We start from the raw sequence: 26,810 nt of genomic DNA, 5'->3' as shown, positions 1-26,810 counted from the left end.
CTAGAAATGGAATGACGATATGCGTTGGGTGAATCGTCAAATCGGGCGAGGCGACCGTGTGATGCTCGGCGCGTTGCCGATCCTGGTCCTGGCGGTGCTTTACATCGTCATGGCTGCAAGTCGCCACGCCGCGAACCCGGCAGACAAGATCCTGCCGCTGCCGGGTAGTATGGCACAGAGCATGGCCGCGCTGATCTTCCAGCCGGACCAGCTTACCGGACAATTGCTGTTCTGGGCGGACACGCTGGCGAGCCTGCAGCGGTTGGGCATCGGCTTGGGTATATCCACGGTGCTGGCGATCGTGACTGGCCTTGCCCTCGGCGCCTTGCCGCCGGTGCGCGCCACTCTGGGGCCGCTGGTGACGGGCATTGCCGTCATCCCGCCAATCGCCCTGCTGCCCATCTTGTTCATCGCGCTGGGGCTGGGTGAGACAGCCAAGGTTGCCCTGATCGTCGTGGGTATCGCGCCGGTCATGATCCGCGACATCGCGGCCCACGTGGCGGCTCTGCCAAGAGAGCAGATCATCAAGGCGCAGACCCTAGGGGCGAGTAGCTGGCAGGTTATCATCCGCGTGGCGCTGCCTCAGGCCATGCCGCGACTTCTTCAGGCGATGCGCCTGTCACTTGGCCCGGCATGGGTTTTCCTGATCTCGGCGGAGGCGATCGCTTCCGATGTCGGCCTTGGATACCGGATTTTCCTCGTTCGGCGCTACCTCTCGATGGACGTGATCCTTCCTTACGTCGCCTGGATTGCGATCCTGGCGATCGTCATGGACGTAACGCTGAATTTCCTGAGCCAGCGGCTATTCCCCTGGGCGCATGGAGAAAGCCATTGAGCACTCTACTCAGCCTTCGCGACGTGTGGGTCGAATACGGCGACAGGATCATTATCGAGAAACTCGATCTCGATATCGAGGCCGGGTCCTTCGTCTCGATCATCGGACCGTCAGGCGCGGGCAAGAGCAGCTTTTTGCGCCTGATCCTCGGGCAGGAAGCGCCGACGCGCGGCACCATCCTGCTCGACGGGGCGCCGCTGATACCGGAATGCGGGCCCGATCGAGGCGTCGTTTTTCAGCGCTACTCGGTGTTTCCGCACCTCTCGGCGCTGCGGAACACGATCCTCGGCATGGAATGCGCGCAGGCCCCGCTTACCGGGCGCCTGTTCGGCGCCGCGCGCCGCGCCGCCAAGGATGAAGCGGCGGCTATGCTTACGGCGGTGGGGCTGGGCGACAGCATGCACCTTTTTCCCGCGCAGATGTCAGGCGGCATGCAGCAGCGCCTCGCGATTGCCCAAGCGCTTGTGAAGCGGCCCCGTATCCTGCTGCTGGACGAGCCGTTCGGTGCGCTCGATCCCGGTATCCGGGCCGATATGCATGCGCTTATCCGCGGTTTGTGGCGCGACTATTCACTGACCATCATCATGGTGACGCACGACATTCGCGAGGCGTTCACTCTGGGAACCCGTGTGTTGGCGCTCGACAAGCGCCGTCACGACCCACACGCCCCCCACCGTTTCGGCGCTACCGTAGTCTACGATCTGCCCATGCGTGATCGAACTGAAAATTCTCTCGACAACCAAGCAGTATTACCATTGACTGAATAGGTAATAATTGAGAGACCCTCTCCATGAGCTCCGAATCCGCAAGCCTTGCCAGGCTCAGCATGAGTCTCCCGGCAGACCTCTTCCGACAGCTCGACACGATGGTGGCGGAACGCGGCCTGCCTTCTCGTTCCCAGCTCATCGCCGAGCTGATCCGCCATGCGCTTGCCGAGCATGAATCGCTTACCCGTCCGGACGAGATGCTCGCCGGCACGATTACCCTGGTTTACCGCAGCGAGCGCGGCCGCGTTCGCCACCTGCTGTCGCAGACACAGGCCACGTATCTCAAGGAGGTCATCTCCTCTCAGCATGTCGTGCTGGAGGATGACCAGTCCCTCGAAGTCCTGCTTGTCCAGGGGCCAGCCGTAAGGCTGAAGGAACTGTGCGACGCTATCAGGCGGGTGCGCGGCGTTCAGCAGCTTGAGCTTGTAACCACGACTTCGCTCCTGCCGCCTCTACACGAACAGGAAGCCGGCACCTCCAAACCGATCGGAGTGATTTGATGACCGATACTCTGGCGAACCCGCTTGCTGCCCGCGATCACGCGCGGGGCATGAAAGGCACTGTTACCGAGAGCATGCCGATCCTGCCTCCGGTGGCGCAGGACCTGCCGCCCGAAGTCGCAGCGGCCGACCTGCTGTGGGAAGAAACGATCGCTGCCGGCGGCTATGCCACGCGCCGGCTATCGCGCGGCGCCCGCCTGCGGCTGATCGACGTTAAGGGCGATGCCTGCGCGTCGCTGCTCGTCTTCAATGCGGAAATGCCGGCCGAAAGGCTCAACGTGGCGGATACCGTCAAGGTTCAGTGGAACGCCTATCTTGGCGCCGGCAAGCTGCTGCTGTCGGACATGGGCCGCGTTATGCTCAGCATCCTGGAGGACGACGCGGGTACACATGACACGTTCTGCGGCACGTCCAACGCCGCGACCAATGCGGCGAAATACGGCGACGGCAGCAATAGCGGCAATTATCCCAGCGGGCGCGATCGCTTCCTGCTGGGCGCCGCCAAGCACGGCCTGGGCCGCCGCGACGTTCATCCTTGCGTGACTTTGTTCAAGGGCGCCCGGATCGAGGCTGACGGCACGATCACGCCGCAGATCGGACCGTTTGCCCCCGGGCGCAGCGTGGTGCTGCGCGCGGAAATGGACGTCATCGTAGTGATCGCGAACTGCCCGCACGTCCTCGACCCGCGTGAAGACTGGACAGTGACGCCGCTGCGGGCCTCGGCCTGGCGCGGTGCGGTGACACCGGAAGACGATCCGATCCGCACTGCCACGCCGGAAGGGCTGCGCGCCTTCCAGAACGCCGAAGACTACTTCCGTCGCTGAATAAGGACAGGCTTCAATGACCGCCGATCCCCATCTGTCCAGCCTTGCCGGCGCCGTGATCCACGACGTGGTCGTACCCGCGCGCGCGCCGTGGCTGCACCACATCGCTGCCGGCCAGACACTTCGTATCGTCGATCTCGAAGGTAACCAAGCCGTCGATTTCCTGATCTATTCCGCCGAAGACGATGCCGAGCGTTACAGCGCTCAGGACACCGTTTCCGCTCAGGGCAACCTGTTCCTGCGTGCTGGAACAAAATTGCTGTCCAACGAGGGGCGGCCGATGATGACCATCGCGGCGACTTCGGTCGATTATCACGACACTATCGGCGGCGCCTGTTCGTGCGAATCCAATACCTTGCGCTACGGACATCACACCAAGGCTGAACATGCCTGCGTAGAGAACTTCCTCGAAGCCAATCTCACCGAGGGCCGGGGCAAGCGGGACATCGTCTCCAACATCAACTTCTTCATGAACGTACCGGTAGAGTCGGACGGGTCGCTGGGCATCGTCGACGGTATTTCCGCGCCGGGCCTGACTGTTGACCTGCGGGCGGAAATGGACGTCGTCGTCGTCGTTTCCAACTGCCCGCAGGTCAACAACCCCTGCAACGGTTTCAATCCCACGCCCGTGCGCATGATCGTTACCGCCGCATGAGCTTCGACACCGTTCTGATCGCGAACCGGGGCGCGATCGCTACCCGCATCATCCGCACCCTGCGGCGCATGGGCCTCAAATCCGTTGCCGTTTATTCCGAGGCAGACGAGGGCTCGAACCACGTTTCCGAGGCGGATGAGGCTGTCTGCATCGGCGGCGCGCGGGCATCCGATAGCTACCTGAACATCGCTGCGATCCTTGAGGCTGCTCGCAAGACGGGCGCTGGGGCGATCCATCCGGGTTATGGCTTCCTGGCAGAGAATGTCGAATTCGCCGAAGCCTGCGCGGCAGCCGGCATCGTATTCGTCGGGCCCACTACGCAGAACATTCGCACTTTCGGTTTGAAGCATAGCGCCCGCGCGCTGGCCGCTGCCCACGACGTTCCGCTGGCGCCGGGCACTGGCCTGCTCACAGACGAGGATGAAGCGGTGTTGGCCGCGCGCCAGATCGGCTTCCCCGTGATGCTGAAGGCAACGGCGGGCGGCGGCGGCATCGGTATGCGCGTGTGCGAGGACGAGGAAGCCCTGCGCGAAGGGTTCGCCGCCGTGGCGCGGCAGGGCCAGAGCAATTTCGGCGATGCCAGCGTCTTCCTTGAAAGCTACATCAGGCGTGCGCGTCACATCGAGGTCCAGCTTTTCGGTGACGGCGAGGGCCGGGTCATGGCGCTCGGCGAACGCGATTGCTCGCTGCAGCGGCGTAACCAGAAGGTCGTTGAGGAAGCACCCGCGCCGCTCCTGCCAGAAAGCGTGCGGGCACAGCTGATCGGCGCGGCAGTCCGGCTTGGCGAAGCGGCGCAGTACCGTTCGGCGGGAACGGTGGAGTTCCTCTACGATGCCGACCGGGAGCAGTTCTTCTTCCTTGAGATGAACACCCGCCTGCAGGTGGAGCACGGCGTCACCGAGGCGGTGATGGGCATCGATCTGGTCGAATGGATGGTGCGCGGGGCTGCCGGCGACTTCGCTTTCCTCGACCATGAAGCGCCTACCCCGCAAGGCCATTCTGTGCAGATGCGCCTTTACGCCGAAGACCCGTCGCTCGACTATCGTCCGACCTCGGGCACGCTGACTGCATTGGAATTTCCGTCCGACATCCGCGTCGAGACATGGTGCACTTCGGGCAGCACGGTCAGCGCCTGGTACGATCCCATGCTGGCAAAGCTGATCGTCCACGCGCCCACCCGGGCCGAGGCGGTCGAGGCCGCTCAGGCAGCGCTGGACAGGAGCCGGGCGGACGGCATCGAAACGAACCTGCGCTGGCTGCGCGACGTGGTGCGCTCTCCGGCATTCGTCAGCGGCGAGGTTTCGACCCGCGTGCTGGACGCCATTGCCTACGAACCTCGCTCGATCCGCGTGGTGAGCGGGGGGACCGCGACCACTGTGCAGGACTGGCCGGGCCGCCAGAAGCTCTGGGCCGTCGGGGTGCCGCCATCGGGGCCGATGGACGATCAGTCGTTCCGCCTGGGCAACCGGCTGCTCGGCAATCCGGAAGGAGCGGCAGGGCTGGAAGCGACCGTGACGGGGCCGACGCTGGCCTTCGTGGCGCCTGCGCGGATATGTATCATGGGCGCCGATTTCGGCGCCACGCTCGACGGCGCGCCGGTTTTGCGCGGCGTTCCCATCGATGTCGGCGCCGGGCAGACGCTGGCCATGGGCCGTGCCTCGACAGGGGGTATGCGCGGGTATGTGCTCTTTGCAGGCGGTCTCGACATCGCGCCTTATCTGGGTAGCCGCAGCACCTTCGAACTGGGCCAGTTCGGCGGCCATGCCGCGCGCCGACTGCTGGCAGGCGATACGCTGCATCTGGGCGGAGAGGGAACCGACGAAGCCCTGCCTTCGGTTGCCTTGCCGGAAATCTCGACTGACTGGACCTTGCGCGTTCTTTATGGCCCGCATGGCGCACCGGACTTCTTCACGGATGACGATGTCCAGTCGTTCCTCGCCGCCGAATGGCGCGTCCACTACAACAGTAATCGCACGGGTGTGCGCCTGATCGGCCCCAAGCCGCGCTGGGCACGCACGGATGGCGGAGAGGCGGGCCTGCACCCCTCCAACATTCACGACAATCCTTATGCAATCGGCGCCGTCGATTTCACTGGCGACATGCCGATTATCCTGGGCCCCGATGGTCCCTCGCTGGGCGGTTTCGTCTGTCCCTTCGTGGTGATCGCTGCCGACCGCTGGAAAATCGGGCAGCTGACCCCCGGCGACCGGCTGCGTTTCGCGCCCGTGGGCATAGCGGATGCGACCGAAGCGGATGCGGCGCAGCGAAAGCTCGTCGGCTCCGGCGCCGTGCCCGCGCCGACCCAGGCGCGCGCGGTGGAAACGCTGTCGCCCATTCTGGCCGAGATAGCGGAGGGGCCCGGCCGGCCGCGCACCGTCTATCGCCAGCAGGGCGACCGGAACATCCTGGTCGAATACGGGCCGATCGTACTCGATATCGAACTGCGCATCCGCGTTCAGGCCCTGATGACGGAGCTGGAGCGGCTGGCTCTGCCGGGCATCATCGACATCGTGCCCGGCATCCGCTCGCTGCAGTTGCACTTCGATGGCCAAGCGATGGACCCGCGATCTGCCCTGGCAACGCTTATGGGCGCCGAGGAGCGACTGGGCGATCTCGAGGACTTCACGATCCCCTCGCGCATCGTGCACCTGCCGCTAAGCTGGCGAGATCCGGCGACGATCGAGACGATCGAGAAATATATGGCGACCGTGCGCGACGATGCGCCGTGGTGCCCGGACAACATCGAGTTCATCCGCCGTATCAACGGGCTGGACGATGCCGCCGCCGTGGAGAATCTGATCTTCGAGGCGAACTATCTCGTTCTGGGTCTGGGCGACGTCTATCTCGGGGCGCCGGTGGCGACCCCGGTCGATCCCAGGCACCGCCTTGTCACCACCAAGTACAACCCGGCCCGTACCTGGACGCCGCCCAATGTCGTGGGCATCGGCGGCGCTTATATGTGCATCTACGGCATGGAAGGGCCCGGCGGTTACCAGCTGTTCGGCCGGACCATCCAGGTCTGGAATACGTACCGGCAGACGGATGCCTTCACGGAAGGCAAGCCATGGCTGCTGCGTTTCTTCGACCAAATCCGTTTCTATGCGGTGAGCGCCGAGGAACTTGCCGACTGGCGCCGCGAATTTCCGGCCGGGCGCCGTTCGTTACGCATCGAACCGTCCGAATTCCGCCTTGCCGACTACCGCGCCTTTCTGGCCGAAAACGCACAAGGCATCGGCCAATTTCAGGAACGGCGACAGGCCGCCTTCGATGAGGAGCGCGCCGAATGGCAGCGGCGCGGCGAGTTCGACCATGCGGCCGATCTGGGCGAGATCGATGTGCCGGAGGAGGCCGCGATCGACCTTCCCGATGGATCGGACCTGGTCGAAGCGCCCTACGGGGGCAGTGTCACGCGGCTGCTTGTCGCCGCTGGTGACGAAGTGGAGGCAGGCGACAAGATCGCAGTCATAGAGGCGATGAAGATGGAAACTTCGGTTGAAAGCCCCGGCAAGGGCACGGTTGCGGCACTCTACATGCGCGAAGGGCAGTCGTTGCAACCCGGCGCGCCAATGCTGGCGCTGAGGCGGCACGCATGACCGGGCTGGACCCTGCGCTCAAGCGCCTCAGCGCGGCCGGGATCGCCGCATCCGTCAATGCAGGACGGACCAGCGCCGTCGCCATAGCCGAGGATACTCTGGCCCGCGCCGCCGCCTATGACGCTGTCCAGCCGCAGATATGGATCAGCCGGGCGCCGCGCGAGGACCTCCTTGCCGCCGCCCGCGCCATCGATGCCCGTGTTGCCGCCGGCGAAACCCTGCCGCTGGCGGGCGTACCCTTCGCAGTGAAAGACAATATCGACGTTGCGGGCTTCGAGACGACAGCTGCCTGCCCCGCCTTCGCTTATCGCCCCGAGGGCTCAGCCGGGGTCATCGAACGCCTCCTGGCTGCCGGAGCGCTGTGCATCGGCAAGACCAACCTCGACCAGTTCGCCACCGGGCTGAACGGTTCGCGCAGTCCATACGGCATCCCCCGTAATGCCTCCAACCTTGCCTATGTAAGCGGGGGATCGAGTTCGGGATCGTCCGTCGCGGTCGCCGCCGGGGTCGTGGCTTTTGCGCTAGGCACCGATACCGCCGGTTCGGGCCGCGTGCCTGCTGCTTTCAACCATCTGATCGGCTTCAAGCCGACCAAGGGCAGGTGGAGCACGCGCGGTCTGGTCCCGGCCTGCCGCACGCTTGATTGCATCACCGTCTTCACTGACGATACCGCTGACGCGAGGCTTGTCGATCAGGTCGTTGCGGGCTTCGATCCGGCCGATCCTTACTCAAAGCCGCTGGCCGACATTTCGCGGGGGCAAACCCGCATCGGCGTACCGCGCCGTAGCCAGCGCAACTGGTTCGGCGATCCCGAATCCGAATATCTATATGATCGTGCGCTGGAAAACCTCGCGGCGCGGGCGGAACTGGTGGAGATCGACTACGCCCCGCTGCAGGAAGCCGCGCAGCTCCTTTACGGTGGCCCCTGGGTGGCGGAGCGGACCGCTGCCATGGCCGACATTCTGGCGAGCGATCCCGATGCCATCGACCCCGTGGTCCGCAGCGTCGTCGAGCCGGGCGCCGCTGTGAGCGCGGTCGATCTGTTCGGCGGCATCTATCGCCTTGCAGAGATCAAGCGTCACGCAGACGAGCTTTGGAAGACCATCGACATTATGGCATTCCCGACGACCGGCGCGACGTACCGGGTTTCGGAAATGCTGGCTGCGCCAGTCGCCCTCAACAGCAATCTTGGGGCCTATACCAACTTCGTGAACCTTCTGGACATGGCCGCGCTGGCCGTGCCGGCGGGGATACGCGCCAACGGCACCGGCTTCGGGATCACGCTGATCGGCCCGGCCGACAGCGACCGCGCCCTGCTCGAAGCGGCAGATGCCTATCTTGGCGCCGCAAACCTTCCGTCTCCACCACCACTCGATCTTGAGGGAAAGATGCAAACAGTGAAACTCGCCGTCGTCGGCGCCCACCTGAAGGACATGCCGCTCCACTGGCAGCTCACCTCGCGCGAGGCGACGTTCGTGGGGGCTTTCGATACCGCGCCCAGTTATCGCCTTTATGCGATGGCGGAAAGCGTGCCCCCCAAACCCGCGCTGGTGCACAGCGAGGATGGCGCGCCAATCAAGGTGGAGGTCTATGAAATGGGCGTCGCCGAGTTCGGCAGCTTCGTGGTGGACGTTCCCGCGCCGCTCGCGATCGGCACCGTCACGCTGGCCGACGGCACCAGCGTGAAAGGCTTCGTCTCCGAACCGCGCGCGCTGACAGGCGCTGAGGATATTACCAGCCTCGGGGGATGGCGCGCCTATATCGCGCGCGGGGCGTAATACAGGCAGCATACTTCAGGAAAACCAAAGGGGGGAAACATGCGCAAGTTCGAGCTGATGGTTCTGGCGGCGATTGCCGGGATCGCCGCCATTTCACCTGCCGCTTATGCCGAGGGTGAGCAGGTCATCACGGTGCCGGGCTTCGCGGATTTCCTCGCGGTGGACGGCAAGACGGTCTGGGCCACCAACAAGGGGCGGGTCGAACACTGGTCTCGTCAGGGCAAGATCGCCGAAGTTGCCATGGATCACCCCTGCGGCGCCATGACCATCGCGCATGGTGCGCTTTGGGTTGCCGATTGCGAGAAGGGCACGCTCAACCGGATCGACATACGCACGGCGAAACTGACCGCTACGATCGCTACCGGCATCGCCAATCCCAAAGGTGAGCTGAACGTCGTGGCGGGGGACGGGGCGATCTGGGTCGCCAGTGACGACAAGGGCATGATCGCGCGGGTCGACCCCGTCAGCAACAGCGTCACGGCCTCCGTCACCGTTGACCCGGGCACCTGGTATCTCGCATTCGGACAGGGATCGCTGTGGGCCGTCAGCGCGTCGCAGCAGTCTTTGCAGCGTATCGATCCCAAGACGAATACTGTTGCCGGAAAAACGGCGCTGGGGAAGGAGCCGGGCTTTCTCGCCGCCGGCGAAGGCGCCGTATGGGTGCAGGAGCAGGGCGATGGCACTGTCGCCCGCATCGAGCCTGCCAGCGGCGAATTGACCGGCCGTATCAAGGTTGGCGACAACCTGAAGTGGGGCGATATCGACATCGGCGGCGGGAAGGTCTGGCTACGCACTACCGACGATCAGGTCTTTGTAATTATCGACGCCAAGACGCTGGCGATCGAGCAGCGTATGGGCAAGGCGGCGGGAAGCGGCGCTCTGCGCTATACCCGTGCAGGCCTCTGGACGTCAGCCCATGACGAGCACACCCTGTCTTGGTGGCCGAAGTCGATGTTAAAGTTCAAGCCGGCGCATTAACAGCGTTCTTTTTGCACTCGGAAGCACTCGAACTCTCAAGGCATAATGAAAATGCTGCAGATTTGCGCAATTCCATCAATTTGACCTATGACTAGGCGACAAGGTCGGATTCTCTCGACCAGGATCGGCAATAGTCCTCGCGAAAGCGGGGTTTCGCCTTAGTGGGATAGACGCCGCATGAGCGAACGAACGCCGTTGATCGACGAGAAATTCGCAAAGCGCGTCGACTGGAACCTGCTGCGCACCTTTGTCGATATCGTCCGGGCCGGCGGTATCGGGGCTGCGGCAAGGCAGCTCAACAAGCAGCAGCCAAGCATAAGCGCCGCGCTGAAACGGCTGGAGGACCATGTCGGTGCAACTTTGCTGCACAGGTCCGTCAACGGCGTTGAAATGACCGCCGCCGGCAAGGCGCTGATGGCGCTATGCGAGGACATGCTGGAGGCGGCGCGTATGGTGCCGCACCAGGTTGCCCAGGCAACCCGACGTGTCGAAGGCATCGTTCGCATCCAGATCGTATCAGGCATCGTCTCCGATGAATTCGACCAGGCGCTGGCGAGCTTCCACAGGCGCAATCCGAACATCCACATCGAAATCCGCGTCTCGCCCTGGCGACAAGTGCTCGATGCGTTGGAACACGGCGAGGTGGAAGTCGGCATCGGCTATGACAGCAGCGTGCGGGGCAGCCTTGCCTACGAGCCGCTCTTCGTGGAGCGCCAGCAACTTTACTGCGCCCGCAGCCACCCTCTTTTCGGCTATCGCATCAGCCAGCCCAAGGAGTTGAAAGACGAAGGCTTCGTACTCACTGGCGAGGATGAGATCGAGACGATCGCCCAGCTGCGGCGACGCTACGGGCTGGGCACGCAAGTGACCGGGCTGGCTGAGGATATAAACGAGGCCCGGCGGCTGATCGTTTGCGGTGTCGGCATCGGCTTCCTGCCGGTTCCCGCCGTTCAGGCCGAAGTGGCAAGAGGCGCGCTATGGCCGCTGCTTCACGCGGATTTCGAGCCCTCCTACGACATTTTCCTGCTGGCGCGATCCGAGCCGGCTCGCGATACCGCAACGCAACTTTTCGTGGACGAAGTGTTCCGGCGTATTCGTGCACAGCGCAGGTCATAGACTCCATCTATGTCTGCCATTGCGAATTTGCCTCTGCCTCGATGACCGTTCCTTGCCCAGTCTCGAACAATGCCGAGCAAGGGAGGGCCGCACATGAGCCCGAGGACGATTTTCCGGTCCATAAGCAAAAAGCGCCTCTCCAGCAGCGCCGCGATGATTGGCGCATTCGGGCTGAGGACTATTATTCGTGGCATTGAAGCCCGGGCGCAGGCCATCGGCGGTGCTTCCAGCCAAAAGCGAGACCGCTGATGCGGGCAATTCGTCGTGTTGCCCGGGCGCAGGCAGCAGGCGTCGCAGCCTTGATCATGGCCTTTGCGCCCGGCGCGATGGCTGCCCCGGATGCCGGCACGAAGCTAGTTTCGTGTGGTAAGGCAAGCTGCCTCCTCGTATCCGGTCGCCGGGAGGATGCGGCGTCGCAGGTCAGCATCAATGGTCATTCGGTTGCGGTAGAGGGGCGGCAAGCCTGGCGGGTAAGCCTGCCAGTAGAAACGGTGCGCGAATGGTCCCTGCCACGAGCGCGGACGATCCAGGTATCGGTTCTCAACCCGGAAACAGGTAATGAAACAACTAGTCGGGCGGGTCTGCCGATCGGTTTGCTGGGCCATGTCACGGATTTTGCAGCGCTGGTCATCGGCACGCGATAGGTTCTCAGCTTAAGCGATTTCTTATCCGGATGCCGATCATCCGATCATCTGATTGTCAACTTCTCAGCCTAGCGCTATGAGGGGCCGGTCGCCGTTAGAGCGGTCCTCGATATGTGTTCAGGAGAAGATGATGAAGATTGGTCTTATGGCCTTGGCCCCTTTCGCATTCGCCGCTGCAGCGTCGGCTGCCCCTAACGAAAATCCTTTCGCTCAGGACCGTGCTGTCGTCCAGCTTCAAGGGCTCGATCTTGCCACGGTTGACGGCCAGCAGCGTTTGTCTATCCGCATGGATCAGGCCGCACGCGCCGTTTGCGGTGAACGTCTGGCGAGTGTGCATCTCGCTCTCGAACAGCGCGCGAGTGAGTGCCGCACCGCCGTGAAGGCCGACATCAAGGCCCGGATCGAGGCCCGCATGGCGAATGCTTCGGGCGTTTCCAAGGTTCTGCTAGCCTCCGCACGCTGACCTTCGTCGTGTCGGCGCCGAGATGGATTTTGGCTTAGCTGCACCGGACCTTCATTGCTGATCGCCCGGTGGGCCGCATACGACGGCGACCCGCTGGGCAGTGCTGCCAGCATCGATGGCACCAGCCAGAAACCGGTCGGGTCGACTATGCTGCACGTGGCCGCGTGGGCGACGTAGAGGCGGTTCGCCGACAATCTGCGGATGACCGATGCCACGGTTACACGCCCTGTAGAGTGTCAATTATGGTGATCCGCCACATTTTGTCCTGAACGGGCATTGCCCGTCGTCCGAAAATATCGAGGTTGCAGACGGGAAGCAGGCTTGCGGCGGTGCATGATGCTTCAGGTCTCTACCCGCCGCCATGGGTGCTCGGGCTTTCGCCGCGCCGCGCTGGATATCGAACTGCGCCGCGAGGAAGAGGTCTGGCGCATGTACCGCGAAGACGTGGATCGATCTGTTCATGAAAAAGGGCGGCGTCTTCGGCGTGAAGACGTCTGGCGAACACAAGTTCCGTTTCCTCTGGTAACTTGAAAGTCCAGCTCGAAACACCAACGACGTCTACAACGTTGCAATCGTGCATAATCTCTTTCTCAACGCTCACTACGGGGCCTGCATCAATGTACGGGTAAGCGTGTGCGTGCAATCGGGTAGAGGGCTACGGTCTTGACCTGAGGCTCGTCTTGCTTAGGTTCTTTGCAAAGGGGGAGCGCGTCTGAAAAATCGCAATCGAATTTCGGGGCAGGTTTTGACGCGTGGATGAGCTGATTCGTACCAAGGTGGCGCCGCCGATCTGGCTCGGTAGTCAGATCCGCCGAGACTTTTTGTTGAGCCGGCTCGACGCAGCCCTCGCGCGCCGCATGACCCTGATCCATGCGCCCGCCGGTTACGGCAAGACCAGCCTGCTTTCGCAATGGCGCGCGCTTTGCGAGGAGCGGGGAACGCTCATCGGCTGGCTCACGCTGGAGCGCGAGGAAGCCGATCTCCAGCGTCTGGCCCGCTATATTCTCCTGGCACTCGATGATGGGCTGGGGACCGCCGCCGCAACCGCTGGGGGCGCTGCGGTAGACGAAGTGGCTGCCGATCTACCGCCGCGCACGGCGCTATCGGCCATCGTTAACCGCATCGCGCGCGAAAGCTGCCCCGTCGTTTTGATCTTCGACGATTTTCACCGCGCCGAAGGACCCGAAGTCAATGCTTTCCTTGCCTCGCTGATCCGGTTGGCGCCCAGCAACTGCCATTTCGTGATCGCATCGCGCGATTACCCGTGGCTGGGACAGTCGGTGCTGGCGGCCGAGGAGCAACTGACCGAGTTCACGAGCGACGACCTGAAATTCAACCAGTCCGAAGCCGAGGCGATGCTGGGCCGCGCGCAGGTTCCGGTATTGCCCGAGAAGGCCCTGCTGGGGCTTGTCGAGCGTTCAGAGGGCTGGCCGATCGCGTTGCAACTGACCTCGCTTTCGCTGAAACGCGGGATTGACCACGTCAAGCTGATGGAGCGCTTCAGCGGCTCCAGTTCCGACCTTGCGCGCTATCTTTCGGAGCAGGTGCTGACCTCGCTGCCGCCCCAAACGCAGGACCTCGTACTGTGCACCGCCTTGGTAGATCGGCTGACCGGCGAGATGGTGAACGCGCTTTGCGAGCGCAGCGACGGCTGGCTGGTGCTGGACCGGTTGGAGCAGCAGGGCATGTTCCTGACCCCCGCCAGCGAGGCGCGCGAAAGTTTCCGCTACCACCAGCTTTTCGCCGAATACCTGCGCGACCGGCTGGCCCGGCAGGACATCGGCCGCTTTCGCGTGCTCCAGGCCCGTGCGGCGCGGCATTTCGCCGCCCACGGCGCGATCTCGCCCGCGATCGACCATGCGCTGTTGGCGCACGACGGCGCCATTGTAGCCGAGATTCTCGAGGAGGGCGGCGGCTGGCGGCTGATCCCGCAAGGCCACCTCGCCATGGTGGAAACCGCGCTGGCCGGGCTTTCGCCGGCACAAGTGGAAAGCAGCCCGCGCCTTGGGCTGGCGGCGATCTATATCCAGATCAAGCACGGCCTGCTTACCGCCGCGCGCGATGCATACGACCATCTCGCTGCGCAGATCGGCGATGCGCCTGCCGGCCTGCGCGCCGAACTCCGCGTGGTCGGTGATACCTTGGCGGACTACGAAAACCTGCCGGTTACGCTGGACGACCTGCGCGACCGCGAAGCACTGCTACGCGCGCTGCCGGCGGGCGACCACCTCGTCCTCGCCAATTTCACCGAGACGCTGGCGGCGAAGTACCTTGAAGGCGGCTGGATCGAACGCGCACTGGACCCGCTGCTAGACGCGCGCGGTCATTACCAGGCGCTGGGCTCGCTCTACAGCGAGGTGTTCACCCATTTCCTCGAAGCGCGCATCCGCCATGCACAGGGGCGCATCAACGATGCCGCCGCGATCATGGGCAACGTGCGCGGCCTGATCGATGTCAACTTCGGCCCGCGATCCGATCTGGCTGCCAATAGCGCCGCTTTCGAGGCGGCGCTGCTGTATGAGCAGAACCGGATCGACGAGGCACAGGCCCTGCTCGACTGGGCGCTGCCGCACATGGAGCAGCAGTCCGACGCTTGGGTGGACGTGCTGGCCGCCGCCTACCTCACCGCCGCCCGCTGCGCCGCAGCGCGCCATGCGGTGCAGGACGGTTTCGCGATCCTTGACCGCGCCGAAAGGGTCGCCGCCGTCCGCCGTTTCCGGCAGCTCAGCCTGCTGGCGGCACTGTGCCGGCTGGAACTGCTGATCGCCGGCACAGCGCCGCTGGAGGAAGCGCAGGCCTGCGCCGACGCGCTGGACCTCGATACGCTGGCGGACGGGATGGCGCTCGAAAACCCGATCTACCGCCCCGTCGCCACGGCGGCGGCGGCCTGCCGCGCGGCGCTGCGCATCGCCTCGGGCGATCACGCCGGGGCGCTCGCCGATCTTGCGGTTCTGCAGGCTTGGGCCGCCCGCCACGGGGCCGGTCGCACGCTGGTCGATGCGCTGATCCTGCAATGCGCCGCCCAGTGCGCAGCAGGCGACAGGGCGGACATGCGCGCCACCTTCGACGAGGCGATCGGCATGTCCATGTTCCAGTCGCTGGTGCGCCCCTTCCTCGACTGGCAGCGCTTCACGGCGCCGGCGATAAACGACGCTAGTACGGGTTCCGGCGAGGCCAACCGTTACCGCGCCCAGTTTCTTGCTACGCTGTCGCGCGCTATCGCGGCGCAGGCCCAACCCTGCGAGGACGGCGCCCTCAACGAGGCGGAAGCGGAAATCCTCGGGCACCTCAGCCGGGGCTATGCCAACAAGGAAATCGCCCGCCTGATCGGCATGTCGCCCGATACCGTGAAGTACCGGCTCAAGTCGATCTTCCGCAAGATCGGCGTCGACAAACGGCGCGATGCCGTGCGCGTGGCGCAGGAACGCGGGCTGATACCCGCGTCCGAAACTGGCGCTGAAACCGGCGCCTAAAGCCCTTCAGGCACCGGCGAAACTTCGGCTGACCCTCGCCCCGCCTCCGCCTTACCCGTCAAACCGGACCGCTTACCCTGAAATTGGCGTGGCTGCGCGCCCAGCCTGTTGTTCAATGCACGGACAGCAGGAGGGGCCTCCCGAACGACGGAAAAACCGCGTCGGGATCAGGTCCACAACGATATTCAAGGGAACAACATGAGCATGAGGGACAATTCGCTAGACCGCCGCCGAACCGGCCGTCTGACCAAGGCGCTGCTTGCGGCATCCTGCACTTTCGCCGCCGCGTTGCCCGGCACGGTGCTGGCCGCCGAGACTGAGCCGAGCGACGATCCGATCATCGTCACCGGCCGCGCCTCCACCGGCACCAAAGTGGATACCGACATCATGGAACTGCCGCAGTCGGTCAGCGTCATAACCGCGCAGGAATTCAAGGACCGGGCCGCCGTCAACTTCCAGGACATCTTCCGGTACAGCGCGGGCGTCTCCACGGAAGTACAGGGCGTCGACACCCGCGGCGACTTTTTCGCCGCGCGCGGCTTCGATACCGTACAATACCTAGACGGCGTGAACCGCATGCCCGCCTTCATCTACGGCGCCCGCCTGGATATCTTCACGCTGGAGCGCGCCGAAGTGCTGCGCGGTCCGTCCTCGGTGCTGTACGGCGCGGGCGGGGCTGGGGGCCTGTTCAACGGCATGTCCAAACGCCCGCAGGAAACCTTTGGCGGCGAGATGGATGTCATCGTCGGCACCGATGCGATGAAGCAGTTCAACTTCGACGTGACCGGCCCCCTCACGGACGGCATTTCCGCCCGCTTCGTCGGCGTGGCGCGCGATGCCAAGCTGCAGCAGCCCTCGCAAAAGAACAACCGCCTGCTGGCGATGCCCTCGATCATGTTCAAGCCCGGCCCGGACACCGATATCACCCTGATCGGCCTGTATCAGCGGGACAGAATGGGCAGCCAGACCTACCTGCCGATCAGCAAGACCATCGGCGCCGATAACGACAGCGTGAAGATATCGCCCGACACGTTCCTGGGCGAACCAGGCTTCAACCACACCGATACCGAATACAAGGCCGGCACCCTGCTGATCACCCAGCGCTTCGGTGACAACGTGACCTTCAGCAGCAGCACCCGCGCCTTCAAGGCCCATGCCGATTATGCGGAAGTCTACGGCCTTGCCAGCTACGCTGACGTGGCGCGCACCCTGGTCAACCGCGCCTGGTACACCCGGCTCGAGCGGGACAAGGGCATCGGCACCGACAACCGCGTAGTCGTCAAGATCGATACTGGCCCGATCGAGCACCAGCTGCTGTTCGGCGTGGACTACACCTGGTTCCGCCAGAGCGCCGACCAGGGCTGGGCCTACGACGCACCGCCGCTTGACGTGTACAACCCGGTCTACGGCCAGCCGATCGAATCGTTCAACTTCTTCCCGACCAAGACCACCAACACGCAGCTCGGCTTTTATTTCCAGGACCAGATGCGCGCCTGGGACCGCGTTTCGGTGGTCGTCGGCGCGCGGCACGACACCGCCACCTCCAAGGCGGGCAGCGACAAGTTGCCCGACAACAAGGCCTGGACCTTCCGCGTTGGCGTGGTCGCCGACCTGACCGATACGATCGCGCCTTACGTCAGCTATGCGGAATCGTTCCTGCCGGTGTTCGGAGCCAGCGTTTACGGTGTGCCTTTCGTGCCGCGCACGGGCCGTCAGTGGGAGGCGGGCGTGAAGTTCCAGCCCTTCCGCGGCGCGCTGCTGACCGCCTCGGTGTTCGACATCGAGGAAAAGAACGGGGTCATGAGCGATCCGAACGACATTCAGAACCAGATCCAGACCGGCACCGTGGGTTCGCGCGGAGTCGAGCTGGAAGGCACACTGCGCATGCCGGGCGACGTCCAGGTCTCGGCCGCCTATACCTACCTCGACGCGACGATCCTGAAAGACACCACCGGTCGTCAGGGCTTCCAGGTCGCTAACCTGCCCAAGCACGCGGCTTCGATCTGGGCTTCCAAGAACTTCGCGCTAACGCAGGACATCGGCGCAAGGGTCGGCGGCGGCGTGCGCTACCAGGGCGAAAAAGTCGACAGCTTTGAGAACTTCACGACGCCGTCCTACACACTGGTCGATGCCATGTTCGAAGTCACTTACGATCAATGGTCGCTGGGTATCAACGCCAGCAACATCTTCGACACCACCACTTACACCTTGTGCAACTACGACCGCAGCGCGCCCGAGGGCTATTGCTACCTTGGCAAGGATCGCACGATCCTGGCAACGCTGCGCCGCACGTTCTGATACCCACCAGCCTCGCGGGGGCCGGCCTCTGCCGGCTCCCGCGTTTTTCGCGCCGGGCCTGCCCCGGGCAGCTATACGATGACATCATAAGGACCGCCGTCATGACCCGTACCTCGCACACTTTCACGCGGCTGGCAGCCGCCACGGCGCTGACGGCGCTCCCCCTCGCTGCCGCAACCGCCGCGCCTGAAAAAGCCGACGTCATCCTCACCAACGCACGGGTCTACACCGTCGACACCGCGCATCCCTGGGCCGAGGCCGTGGCCATCCGCGCCGGGCGGATCGTCGCCGTCGGGACCGCGAAGCAGGTGAAGAAGGCGGCCGGCAAGTCCACGCAAATCGTCGACATGGGCGGCAAGCTGGTCATGCCCTCGTTCGGCGATGCGCATAACCACCCGGTGTTCGGCGGCATGAGCCACACCGGCTGCGCGCTGCACGATGGCCACTCGGTAGACGATTACCGCCGCATCATCGCCAAGTGCATCGCCGACAGCCCCGGCACGTCCGTCATCCACGGCGGCGGCTGGGAGGACGGGCTGTTTCCGCCCAATGGCGTGCCGACCAAGGGCGTTCTCGATGCGCTATCCTCCACCCGGCCGCTGATTTTCGAATCGACCGGCGGGCACAGCCTCTGGGTCAATTCCAAGGCGCTGGAACTGGCGGGCATCACCAGGGACACCCCCGACCCCGCTAACGGCCAGATCAACCGCGATCCCAAGACCGGCGAGCCGGTCGGCGGTCTTCAGGAAGCCGCGCAAGGCCTCGTCGCGAAGCTGGTCCCCGCGACCACCGCGCAAGACCTTCAGGACGCGATCACGTATTCCGTCAAGCACTTCAATGCGCTGGGCATCACCAGCTGGCACGATGCCGGGGTGGAGTGGCAGGCCGATGGGTCGAGCGCGGTGATCGACGCCTACAAGGCCGTAGCCGACAAGGGCGCGTTGACCGTGGACGTTGCCATCGACCTCAAGTGGAAGAACGAGCAGGGCATCGACCAGCTTCCCGGCCTGATCAAGGCATCCGAGCGCGCGCAGTCGCTAGGCCTCACCGCGCGCAGCGTGAAGTTCTACATCGACGGCGTGATCCCGCAGCAGACCGCCTACATGCTCGCACCCTACGAAGGCACCAGCGAGCGTGGTTCGACCCAGATTTCCGCCGCCACGCTCGCCGCCGCGACCGCTGCGCTCGACAAGGCGGGGATGCAGTCGCACTACCACACCATCGGCGACGGTGCGACGCGCGAGGCACTCGATGCAGTGGCCGCCGCGCGCAAGGCTGACGGTAAGAGCGACACTCGGCCGATGATCTCGCACCTCAACGTGATCGACCCGGCCGACCAGCCGCGCTTCGGCCAACTTGGCGTCACCGCGATATTCCAGCCGCTTTGGGCCTGTAACGAGCCTTACATGGACCTCGCCAAGGAGCGCATCGGCCCGGTCCGTTCGCAATACATCTATCCGGCGGGCAACATCGTGAAGTTCGGCGGGCGCCTGGCCTACGGCGCCGATTGGTCGGTCGCATCGGCCGATCCGCTGCTGGGCCTCGAAGTGGCGCTGACCCGTGTGGCGCCCGGCGGCAACCTGCCTCCTCTCGGCGCGGAGCAGGCCGTCTCGCTGGAGCGCGCGGTGCGTTCCTACACCCTAGACGTCGCCTATGTGAACCATCTCGACAAGGAAACCGGCTCGATCGAAGTGGGCAAGAGCGCCGACCTCGTCGTGCTGGACAACGACATCTTCAAACTGAAGCCAACGCAGATCCACGAAACCAAAGTCGTCGCCACGGTGTTCCGGGGCAAGATGGTATACGGGTCGCTGGATGGCAGTACTGCCCGCTGACGGCGGGCGATGTCTCGGTGCGGGGCCGTCCCGCACCTATCTTCTTCAGGCGGCGCTGCGTTGGCGGCGTGAGGCGACGACGATACGGTCGCGCCCTTCTTCCTTGGCGCGCAGCAGCGCAGCATCGGCGGTCAGGATCAGCGATTGCGCCGGGCCGTGCCAGGGATAGACGGCCAGCCCGATCGAAACGGTGACGGGCCCCAGCGCGGTGCCTTCATGGACGAGTTCCAGTTCCCCGATCCGCTCCTTGATGAGAGCGGCGCGGGCCATTGCCTGCTGTTCGTCGAAGCCGGGCATCAGCATCAGGAATTCCTCGCCGCCATAGCGGAACGCTAGTCCCTCGTCGCGCATCACACCGCCGAAAACCCCTGCGACTGCGCGGATGACGAGGTCTCCGGCATCGTGGCCGAAGCGGTCGTTGAGGCTCTTGAAGCGGTCGATGTCCATCATCAGGCAGCCAAGCGGCAGGCCCGATGCTTCTGCGCCAAGGACCAGCTTGCGCAGTTTTTCGTCCAGGTCGTGCCGATTGCGCAGGCCGGTAAGGGAATCGAACAACGCCTTCTCGTGCAGTGCCTCCCGAAGGTTCAGGTTGGCGAGAGCCAAGCCGACGGTTTCCGACATCAGTTCGATGTACGCGCTGGTGGATGCGTCCGGCTCTCGCGCCGCGACCCGATTTTCCAGGACGAGCAGGCCGATCGTCTCGCCTTGCGCGGTAAGGGGCACGCAGATTGTCGCCTGCGTAGCCTCGGATGCGACATGGCCGCAGGGCACATCGACCATCTCGCCGCCGGGGCTATGGATCTGCCCTCGGCGCAGCGCCCAGCAGCCGTCGGGCCCGAACGCCGCGTCCGTCCCGCGCGGGCCTTGCCATTCGGCGGCGCAGACCATCAGGTCGATCCGGTTGTCGAGGATGTAGAGCCGCCCTGCGAGGTCCGGCGCGATGACCGGCGCGAATAGACGAACGACAGTGAACAGATCGCTGACGGATTCGCAGCCCTGCAAGCGCTGGGTCATGCGGGCGAGCATTTCGCGCACCTGCCAGTCGGCGTCGCGCTGACGTTCCAGTTTCTGGCGCACCAGTCCGTTCTCGCGGAAGATGCGGATGGCCTGGGCCATGTCCCCGATTTCGTCGACTTGCGAGAACAGCGGCGTTTCCACCGCGTAGTCCTGATCGGCAAGCCGATTGATCACGTCGCTCAGAGTAACCACGGGCCGCAGGATACGGTGCTTGAGGATAAAGCCGAGGACGAACAGGAACAGGATCGCGGTGATGGCCACCATGATTTCGGATACCGTCCGAAGCCGCTGCGAGGCGAAGCTGGCATCCTCTATCGCGCGGTCCGAGCGCTGATCCAAAACGTAGCGGAAATGGCCGAGGCGGGAGCGGACGCGTTCCAGTTCCCGTTCGTATTCCGGCCCGAACACCAGTGCGCGCGCACGGTCGCCGTCGCCTGCAATCTTCGCCGCCATGGCAGCCTGCTGCTCGTCCTCCAGGCCCTTGGCGAGGTGCAGGCCTTCGTGCAGGGCTTGAAGTTCCTCAGCCCCGGCACCGTTGTCGCGCAGCTTGCCGACGCGTTTTTCCACCGAGCCCAGACCGGCCAGCGTCTGCTGGTAGACGGCGGCGTGTGCGGGGTCTGCCGATATGGCAAAAAGGCGCGCCCGGTCCGACAGCTGTGAAATGTCGTCCTCGACCTCGAAGGTCAATTCGTCGAAGACATCGCGCTGCTTGACGGCGGCGCGCTCCACCCGGTCGGCGCTGGATGCCAGCACCATGGTTATCCCGGCCGCGATGGTCAAGCAGACCGTCGTCGCATAGGCCCAGTTCGTAATCGTCGCGATCCGCATAAGGGGACCATGACGCAGCATGGTTACTTTTTCGTGCGTATCGCGGCGAAAACCTACGAATTCGGCAGCGAAATTTCGAGCCGCCGTGGCTTCAGGTCAGGGCCCATTGCCCCAGCGTGACATAGTCGATCTTGCCCGTCCCCAGCACCGGCAGCGCTTCAATGCTGCGGATGTCGCGCGGGACCATCAGTTCGGTCACGCCGTTGCCGCGCGCCCATTCCTGCAGGGCCTTCGGATCGGGCGATGGGGCAGTGGTGAACAGGATCAGCTGCTCACCCTTCTTCGCATCGGGCCGGGTGACGACGGCATGTTCCGCGCCGGGCCAGACGGCAGCGGCATAGCCTTCGACTGCGGGCAACGAGACCATTTCGCCGCCGATCTTGGCAAAACGCTTGGCGCGGCCCCGGATGGTGACGAAGCCGTCATCGTCCACGGCGACGATGTCTCCCGTATCGTGCCACCCGCTTTCAGGAGGCTGGAGCCGCCCTGGATCGCTTGCCAGCAGATAACCGGCCATGACGTTGGGCCCCCGGATATTGAGGCGGCCGCCTTCGGTGATGCCGGGCACGGTATCGAGGCGCGCATCGATCGCCGGCAGCAGGCGGCCCACGGTTCCTGCCTTGAAATGCATCGGCGTGTTGACCGCGATCACCGGCGCGGCCTCAGTGGCGCCGTAGCCTTCGAGGATGCGCAGCCCGAACTTCTCGGCATAGACCTTGCGCGTTTCGTCACGCACCCGCTCGGCACCCGCGAAGATGTACCGCAGCGAATAGAAGTCGTAGCCATGGGCCATGCGCGCATAGCCGGCGAGGAACGTGTCGGTGCCGAACATGATCGTGGCATTGGCATCGTAGGCGAGCGCGGGCACAATCCGGTAATGCAGCGGGCTGGGGTAGAGCACTGTGCGGATGCCGTTCAGGAGCGGCAACAGGGTGCCCCCCGTCAGGCCGAAGCTGTGGAACACCGGCAGGGCGTTCAGCACTACATCGCTGGCGTTGAAGTCGATCCGGGCGGCAAGCTGCGCGCAGTTCGACAGCAGGTTGCGGTGGGTGAGGACGACCCCCTTGGGCGTGCCCTCCGAGCCGCTGGTGAAAAGGATCACCGCCGGCGCATCGGGAGAAATGCCCAGACGGCGGTGGCGCCCCGCGATCCGGCTTCGCAGCAATGCCGTGCGCAGCTTGGCGCCTGCGGTGATGGTGGCGGCGACATCCTCGAGATAGACGAAACTGATGCCGCCGCTTTCCAGCGCGGCGATCACATCGTCCAGCTTGGCCTGTTCCACGAAGGCGCGGGCGGTGATGATGGTGCGGATCTGTGCGGTTGCACAGGCCGATTTTAGGTTGGCGAGTCCGGCGGTGAAGTTCAACATCGCCGCGACCCGGCCCTGTGCCTGAAGCGCGAAGAAGGCTACGGCCACGCCGTTCACATTGGGCAGCAGCAACCCGACGTTCTCACCCTGCGCAGTGGTCCGGGACAGCTTGCCGCCCAGCATGTGCGCGGCGATCAGCAAACGGTCGTATGTAAGCGGCACGCGCTTCACGTCTTCGACGATGCCCACTTTGCCGCCATGGATGTCGCGTGCCTCGCATAGCGCTTCGAATAGAGTGCGGTGCGTGTCGGTGGTGTCGAAGATCATCGCGCTCATCTCGTCGTAGAGACGGCGACCGGCGACGGCGCGGCGCTGGCGGGCGCTCATTTCGTTGCCATGTTCGCCGGCGATGGAAAAGCGGCGCTGCGGCAGCACAGTCAGCGTGATTTTCGGAAACCAGCGCTGACGCACTTTGCCTTTGAGATAGGAGAAAGGCGTGCGTTGCGGGCCGTCGAGGCGCAGGGGGACGATCGGGGCGTTGGCCTTGTCGGCCACCATGCCGGGGCCGTCGAACACCTTCATCAACGCGCCGGTGACGGTGATCCGGCCTTCGGGGAAGATCACCAAGGTGCGCCCCTCACGCACGGCCTTAACCATCGCCTTGGCTGCCATCGGGTTGGTTGGGTCGACGGGGAAGGCTTCGAACAGGCCGAGAAAGGGTTTTACCCACCATGCCCTGGCGATGTGGGTGTTGATCGCGAACGTCGGCTTGCCCGGCAGAAACGCGCCAAGCAGCACGCCGTCGAGCAGGCTGAGGTGATTGACCACGACCACCGCGCTCTCACCGGGGCGGGGCATGTTTTCGATGCCCGATACCTCGACGCGGTAGAGTGTCTTGAGGATCGTGCGGATCACCCATTTGAACAGGGTTTCCGGCAACAGCCAGATGCTGACGAACGCGACGACGAGCGAGGCGAAGCCCAGCGCACCGATCAGGCCGGGCACGTCCATGCCGGATGCCAGCAGCCCGGTGATCGCCAGCACCGCGACCACGGTTACGGCGGCGTTGACGATGTTGTTCGCGGCGATGATGCGCGAACGTTCTTCGGGAAGGCTCTCGATCTGGAGGATTGCGTAAAGGGGGACGATGAACATGCCGCCGGCAAAGGCAATGACGCCCAGATCGATCAGGATGCGGATAGCGCCCGGCGTAGCGATGAACTGTTGCACCGAAGCGCCGGCAGTGCGGACGGAAAAGCCGCTGGTCGACAGCCACAGGTCGATCAGGCCCAGCGCCAGCGCCAGTGCGGAAACCGGCACGTAGCGCGCGGAAACTTTTCCGCCGAGCAGCTTGTTCACCGCGATCGAGCCGAATGCGATCGTTACCGAGAAGATCACCAGGAACAGCGTCGCCACTTCCTGCCGGGCTGCCAGCGTACCGCTGACGAGCGGCGCGAATTCCGATACCAGCACCGCGCCGGCTGCGAAGAACCAGCTGATGCCCAGGATCGAAAGCCATACCCCGCGGCCATGACGCGCGGTCTTCAGGATGCTAATCGTACCGCGCCAGACGTTCCAGTCTACCGGGTGACCGCCTTTGAGCGGGGGAGCAGCGGGAATGGCAAGCGCGGCGATATAGCCGAGCAGCGCGACGCCCATTGCCGCAAGCCCCGCTTCCCAGGCCGGGATCACGCCTGCAAGAAGCTGCCCGCCCAGGATCGCGAGGAAGGTCCCGGCCTCGATCAGGCCGGTACCGCCCATGATCTCGTGTTCGCCAAGATGCTGCGGCAGAATGGAATACTTGACCGGACCGAAGATCGTCGAATGCAGGCCCATCAGGAACAGCGCCGTCATCAGCGCCGGGATCGACTGGAACCAGAAACCGGCAACTCCGATACCCATGATGCCGACTTCGGCCAGCTTGATCCAGCGTACCAGCCGGGCCTTGTCGATGCGGTCAGCCAGTTGCCCGGCCAGCGCCGAGAACAGGAAATAGGGCGCGATGAACAGGCCGGTGGCCAAGGCTGCCAGCATCTCCGCCTTTTCGGGCTCTGCTGCGAAAATGCCGAAATTCGCCAGGAACAACATGGCGAACTTCAGCAGGTTGTCGTTGAAAGCGCCCAGAAACTGAACGACGAACATCGGCGCGAAGCGGCGTTTGCCCAGCAGCGAAAGGTCAGGTGCAGACACGAATAGATCCCCCAATTGCGCCAACGATTAGCAGGCAATGGTTAAGCGAAGACCGCGAAATCAGTCACGAGGAGTAGCCTAGGCCTTCGGCTATAGGCGCCGGCCCTCTGATTCGCCGACAATCGTGAAATCGCACATTAAAAGACGATGTTCAATTAAAGAATTGCACGTCGTTCAATTTTGGATTTGAAGGCGTTTGAACGCGCTTTTTCGGCTCAGCATGACCCGGTTGGCTGGGGTCTAATCCGCGATCTTTCCGAAGGGCAGCAGCTTTCGGGAAAGGGCCGCTGCAGCTTTGCCATCGTTAGTTCGTAGGGCAGGAAGGATGGCCAGCGCTGCGCGCTTCATCAGGGTATCCAGGGGCGTGGGGGTCTGTCCGGCGGCGGCGGCTTCGGCCCAGCGGCGGGCCTGGGCTACGTCGGTATCATCCCGGCGGATGGACATCATCGCAGCCAGTCCGGGGTAGAAGGCGCGCTCACCGCCCAGCGCGACGGCGCGGTCCAAGGCGGCCTCGCCAACCTGGGCTTTTGCGCCAAGTGCTGTGCGGGCCATGAAGGCGCCCAACTGGTCGATAGCGTCGAGGTGCCAGCCGGCGATGACCATCTGCGCTTCGGGATCGCGCGGGTTCTGTGCTGCCAGCCGTTCGAATATGCCGAGAGACGTGCGCGCATCAGAGCGGCTGCGGGTGAGCTTGGCGCGGTAACCGATGGCAACGCCGCGCTGGAGCGTGGCTTCACGGTCGCCCGGACGCGCTGCCAATATCCTGTCGGAAGCAGTGATCGCCTGGCCGATCAGTGCCAGAGCCTTAGGCTTGTTGGGGGCCTGAAAAGCGGCGGCGGTCAGAAGTTCGCGCGGCGTGTTGGCCATCACGGTGGCCGGGGCGATGGCGACTATTGCGCTTATCGCGAGCATCATCGGGCGGTACACATGTTCTCCTGCCGGGTTGCAAAACCGGGAGGATGACCGATGATCCGGCCATAGGCCAGTACTTATCGTCGTTCAGTGCATGGTAGCAGAGGGGCGGTGATTGGCGCCCCGCAAGCTGCGGAGCGCCAATCACCTGAACGATCAGCCGTTCAGCTTGTCCTTGATCGCCTTGGCGGGCGCGAACGCCAGCTTCTTCGAAGCCTTGATGGTCATGGTCTCGCCGGTGGCGGGATTGCGGCCTTCACGCTCCGGGCTGTCCTTGATCTTGAACTTGCCGAAACCGTTGAGCGAGATTTCCTCACCCTTCGCCGCCGCGTTGCCGATTGCGTCGAAAACGGCATCGACGATCTTGCGGGCGTCGGTCTTGGTGATGCCGGTGTCGGTGGCGATGACGTCGGCGAGATCGCTGTTGTTCATGATGGTTCTTCCTGTCGAATTGAGTTTATGGGAAATTACCCTGGCGGCTTGCGCAGGCACCGTCACTGTCAGGCCATTACCGCTCACCAAAGTACTTCCGCGCTCAGGCATAACGCTCTTTCCGGGTTGGTCCAGCCCGTCTGAGCATCAAACTGGCTGAAAACGGTGCGCATAGAGCGGTTTTCCCGAAGATTTGGCGCGCCAGGAGGCAGTTGGAGGGCGAATCACGCCGTCAGGACACGACGAAAGCGAGCAAATGCGGATTGAGTCACCCTCCGGAAGCAATTGCCTGAAAACGTACTATATGGTCCGGCGACCGGCAGCCAGGCCGGTCGGGGCAGCTGCTGGCGGCTGCCGCATTAA

The 26,810-nt window shown here is 64.1% G+C and carries 19 protein-coding genes; 15 read left to right on the top strand and 4 right to left on the bottom strand.

The genetic code is table 11. The features are described 5' to 3' along the window. The first annotated feature begins 19 nt into the window (after nucleotides 1-19). The 15 genes from TQ38_RS16770 to TQ38_RS16705 all read left to right on the top strand — a co-directional run bounded on the left by TQ38_RS16770 (nucleotide 20) and on the right by TQ38_RS16705 (nucleotide 19,759). Complete coding sequence (locus tag TQ38_RS16770; protein WP_043974752.1) at nucleotides 20-835, top strand: ABC transporter permease; 816 nt, start codon at nucleotides 20-22, stop codon at nucleotides 833-835. Further along, nucleotides 832-1,602 carry an ATP-binding cassette domain-containing protein gene (locus tag TQ38_RS16765; RefSeq protein WP_043974750.1) on the top strand — a complete coding sequence of 257 codons (771 nt, stop codon included), beginning with the start codon at nucleotides 832-834 and terminating at the stop codon, nucleotides 1,600-1,602. The genes TQ38_RS16770 and TQ38_RS16765 overlap by 4 nt, the downstream gene beginning before the upstream one ends. Before the next feature lie 23 nt (nucleotides 1,603-1,625). Then, complete coding sequence (locus TQ38_RS16760; RefSeq protein WP_043974748.1) at nucleotides 1,626-2,102, top strand: CopG family ribbon-helix-helix protein; 477 nt, start codon at nucleotides 1,626-1,628, stop codon at nucleotides 2,100-2,102. Next, nucleotides 2,102-2,926 carry an urea amidolyase associated protein UAAP1 gene (locus tag TQ38_RS16755; protein ID WP_043974746.1) on the top strand — a complete coding sequence of 275 codons (825 nt, stop codon included), beginning with the start codon at nucleotides 2,102-2,104 and terminating at the stop codon, nucleotides 2,924-2,926. Before TQ38_RS16760 ends, TQ38_RS16755 begins: the two co-directional genes overlap by 1 nt. 16 nt (nucleotides 2,927-2,942) lie before the next feature. Further along, on the top strand, nucleotides 2,943-3,581 hold the full coding sequence (locus TQ38_RS16750; protein WP_043974744.1) for an urea amidolyase associated protein UAAP2: 639 nt from the start codon (nucleotides 2,943-2,945) through the stop codon (nucleotides 3,579-3,581). Further along, the gene (gene uca, locus TQ38_RS16745; protein ID WP_043974742.1) at nucleotides 3,578-7,174 is read left to right on the top strand and encodes an urea carboxylase; all 3,597 of its coding nucleotides are present in this window, start codon (nucleotides 3,578-3,580) and stop codon (nucleotides 7,172-7,174) included. Before TQ38_RS16750 ends, uca begins: the two co-directional genes overlap by 4 nt. Beyond that, entirely contained in the window at nucleotides 7,171-8,952 is a 1,782-nt protein-coding gene (gene atzF, locus TQ38_RS16740; protein WP_043974740.1) for an allophanate hydrolase, read from the top strand. Before uca ends, atzF begins: the two co-directional genes overlap by 4 nt. 39 nt (nucleotides 8,953-8,991) lie before the next feature. Next, entirely contained in the window at nucleotides 8,992-9,930 is a 939-nt protein-coding gene (locus TQ38_RS16735; protein WP_043974738.1) for a hypothetical protein, read from the top strand. A 177-nt stretch (nucleotides 9,931-10,107) separates the two neighbouring features. After that, a complete protein-coding gene (locus tag TQ38_RS16730) occupies nucleotides 10,108-11,046 on the top strand; it encodes a LysR family transcriptional regulator (RefSeq protein ID WP_043974736.1) in 939 nt (312 codons plus the stop codon). 248 nt (nucleotides 11,047-11,294) lie between these two features. Continuing rightward, nucleotides 11,295-11,690, top strand: coding sequence for a hypothetical protein (locus tag TQ38_RS16725; protein ID WP_240198108.1), 396 nt, complete (start codon nucleotides 11,295-11,297; stop codon nucleotides 11,688-11,690). A gap of 130 nt (nucleotides 11,691-11,820) precedes the next feature. After that, nucleotides 11,821-12,153 (top strand): UrcA family protein, encoded by a 333-nt coding sequence (locus TQ38_RS16720; protein WP_043974733.1) that lies wholly within the window; start codon nucleotides 11,821-11,823, stop codon nucleotides 12,151-12,153. A 333-nt stretch (nucleotides 12,154-12,486) separates the two neighbouring features. Beyond that, nucleotides 12,487-12,684: a hypothetical protein gene (locus TQ38_RS30000; protein ID WP_162792270.1), complete on the top strand. Its 198-nt coding sequence runs from the start codon at nucleotides 12,487-12,489 to the stop codon at nucleotides 12,682-12,684. Between the two features lie 221 nt (nucleotides 12,685-12,905). Beyond that, on the top strand, nucleotides 12,906-15,626 hold the full coding sequence (locus tag TQ38_RS16715) for an AAA family ATPase (protein ID WP_043974731.1): 2,721 nt from the start codon (nucleotides 12,906-12,908) through the stop codon (nucleotides 15,624-15,626). Nucleotides 15,627-15,824: 198 nt separating this feature from the next. Continuing rightward, entirely contained in the window at nucleotides 15,825-17,924 is a 2,100-nt protein-coding gene (locus tag TQ38_RS16710) for a TonB-dependent siderophore receptor (protein WP_082057643.1), read from the top strand. 101 nt (nucleotides 17,925-18,025) lie between these two features. Then, nucleotides 18,026-19,759 carry an amidohydrolase gene (locus TQ38_RS16705; protein WP_082057642.1) on the top strand — a complete coding sequence of 578 codons (1,734 nt, stop codon included), beginning with the start codon at nucleotides 18,026-18,028 and terminating at the stop codon, nucleotides 19,757-19,759. 45 nt (nucleotides 19,760-19,804) lie between these two features. Here the strand turns inward: TQ38_RS16705 and TQ38_RS16700 are convergent, their stop codons facing one another. The 4 genes from TQ38_RS16700 to TQ38_RS16685 all read right to left on the bottom strand — a co-directional run bounded on the left by TQ38_RS16700 (nucleotide 19,805) and on the right by TQ38_RS16685 (nucleotide 26,447). Beyond that, the gene (locus TQ38_RS16700; RefSeq protein WP_043974729.1) at nucleotides 19,805-21,604 is read right to left on the bottom strand and encodes a diguanylate cyclase; all 1,800 of its coding nucleotides are present in this window, start codon (nucleotides 21,602-21,604) and stop codon (nucleotides 19,805-19,807) included. A 91-nt stretch (nucleotides 21,605-21,695) separates the two neighbouring features. Then, nucleotides 21,696-25,103: an acyl-[ACP]--phospholipid O-acyltransferase gene (locus tag TQ38_RS16695; RefSeq protein WP_240198107.1), complete on the bottom strand. Its 3,408-nt coding sequence runs from the start codon at nucleotides 25,101-25,103 to the stop codon at nucleotides 21,696-21,698. A gap of 240 nt (nucleotides 25,104-25,343) precedes the next feature. Next, nucleotides 25,344-26,018: a hypothetical protein gene (locus TQ38_RS16690; RefSeq protein ID WP_043974726.1), complete on the bottom strand. Its 675-nt coding sequence runs from the start codon at nucleotides 26,016-26,018 to the stop codon at nucleotides 25,344-25,346. A 153-nt stretch (nucleotides 26,019-26,171) separates the two neighbouring features. Further along, nucleotides 26,172-26,447: an HU family DNA-binding protein gene (locus tag TQ38_RS16685; protein ID WP_043974723.1), complete on the bottom strand. Its 276-nt coding sequence runs from the start codon at nucleotides 26,445-26,447 to the stop codon at nucleotides 26,172-26,174. Between the last annotated feature and the right edge of the window lie 363 nt (nucleotides 26,448-26,810).

Origin of the sequence: Novosphingobium sp. P6W, assembly GCF_000876675.2 — a bacterium.
In the GTDB taxonomy this organism is placed as follows: domain Bacteria; phylum Pseudomonadota; class Alphaproteobacteria; order Sphingomonadales; family Sphingomonadaceae; genus Novosphingobium.
This window is presented reverse-complemented; position numbering and strand designations above follow the sequence as displayed.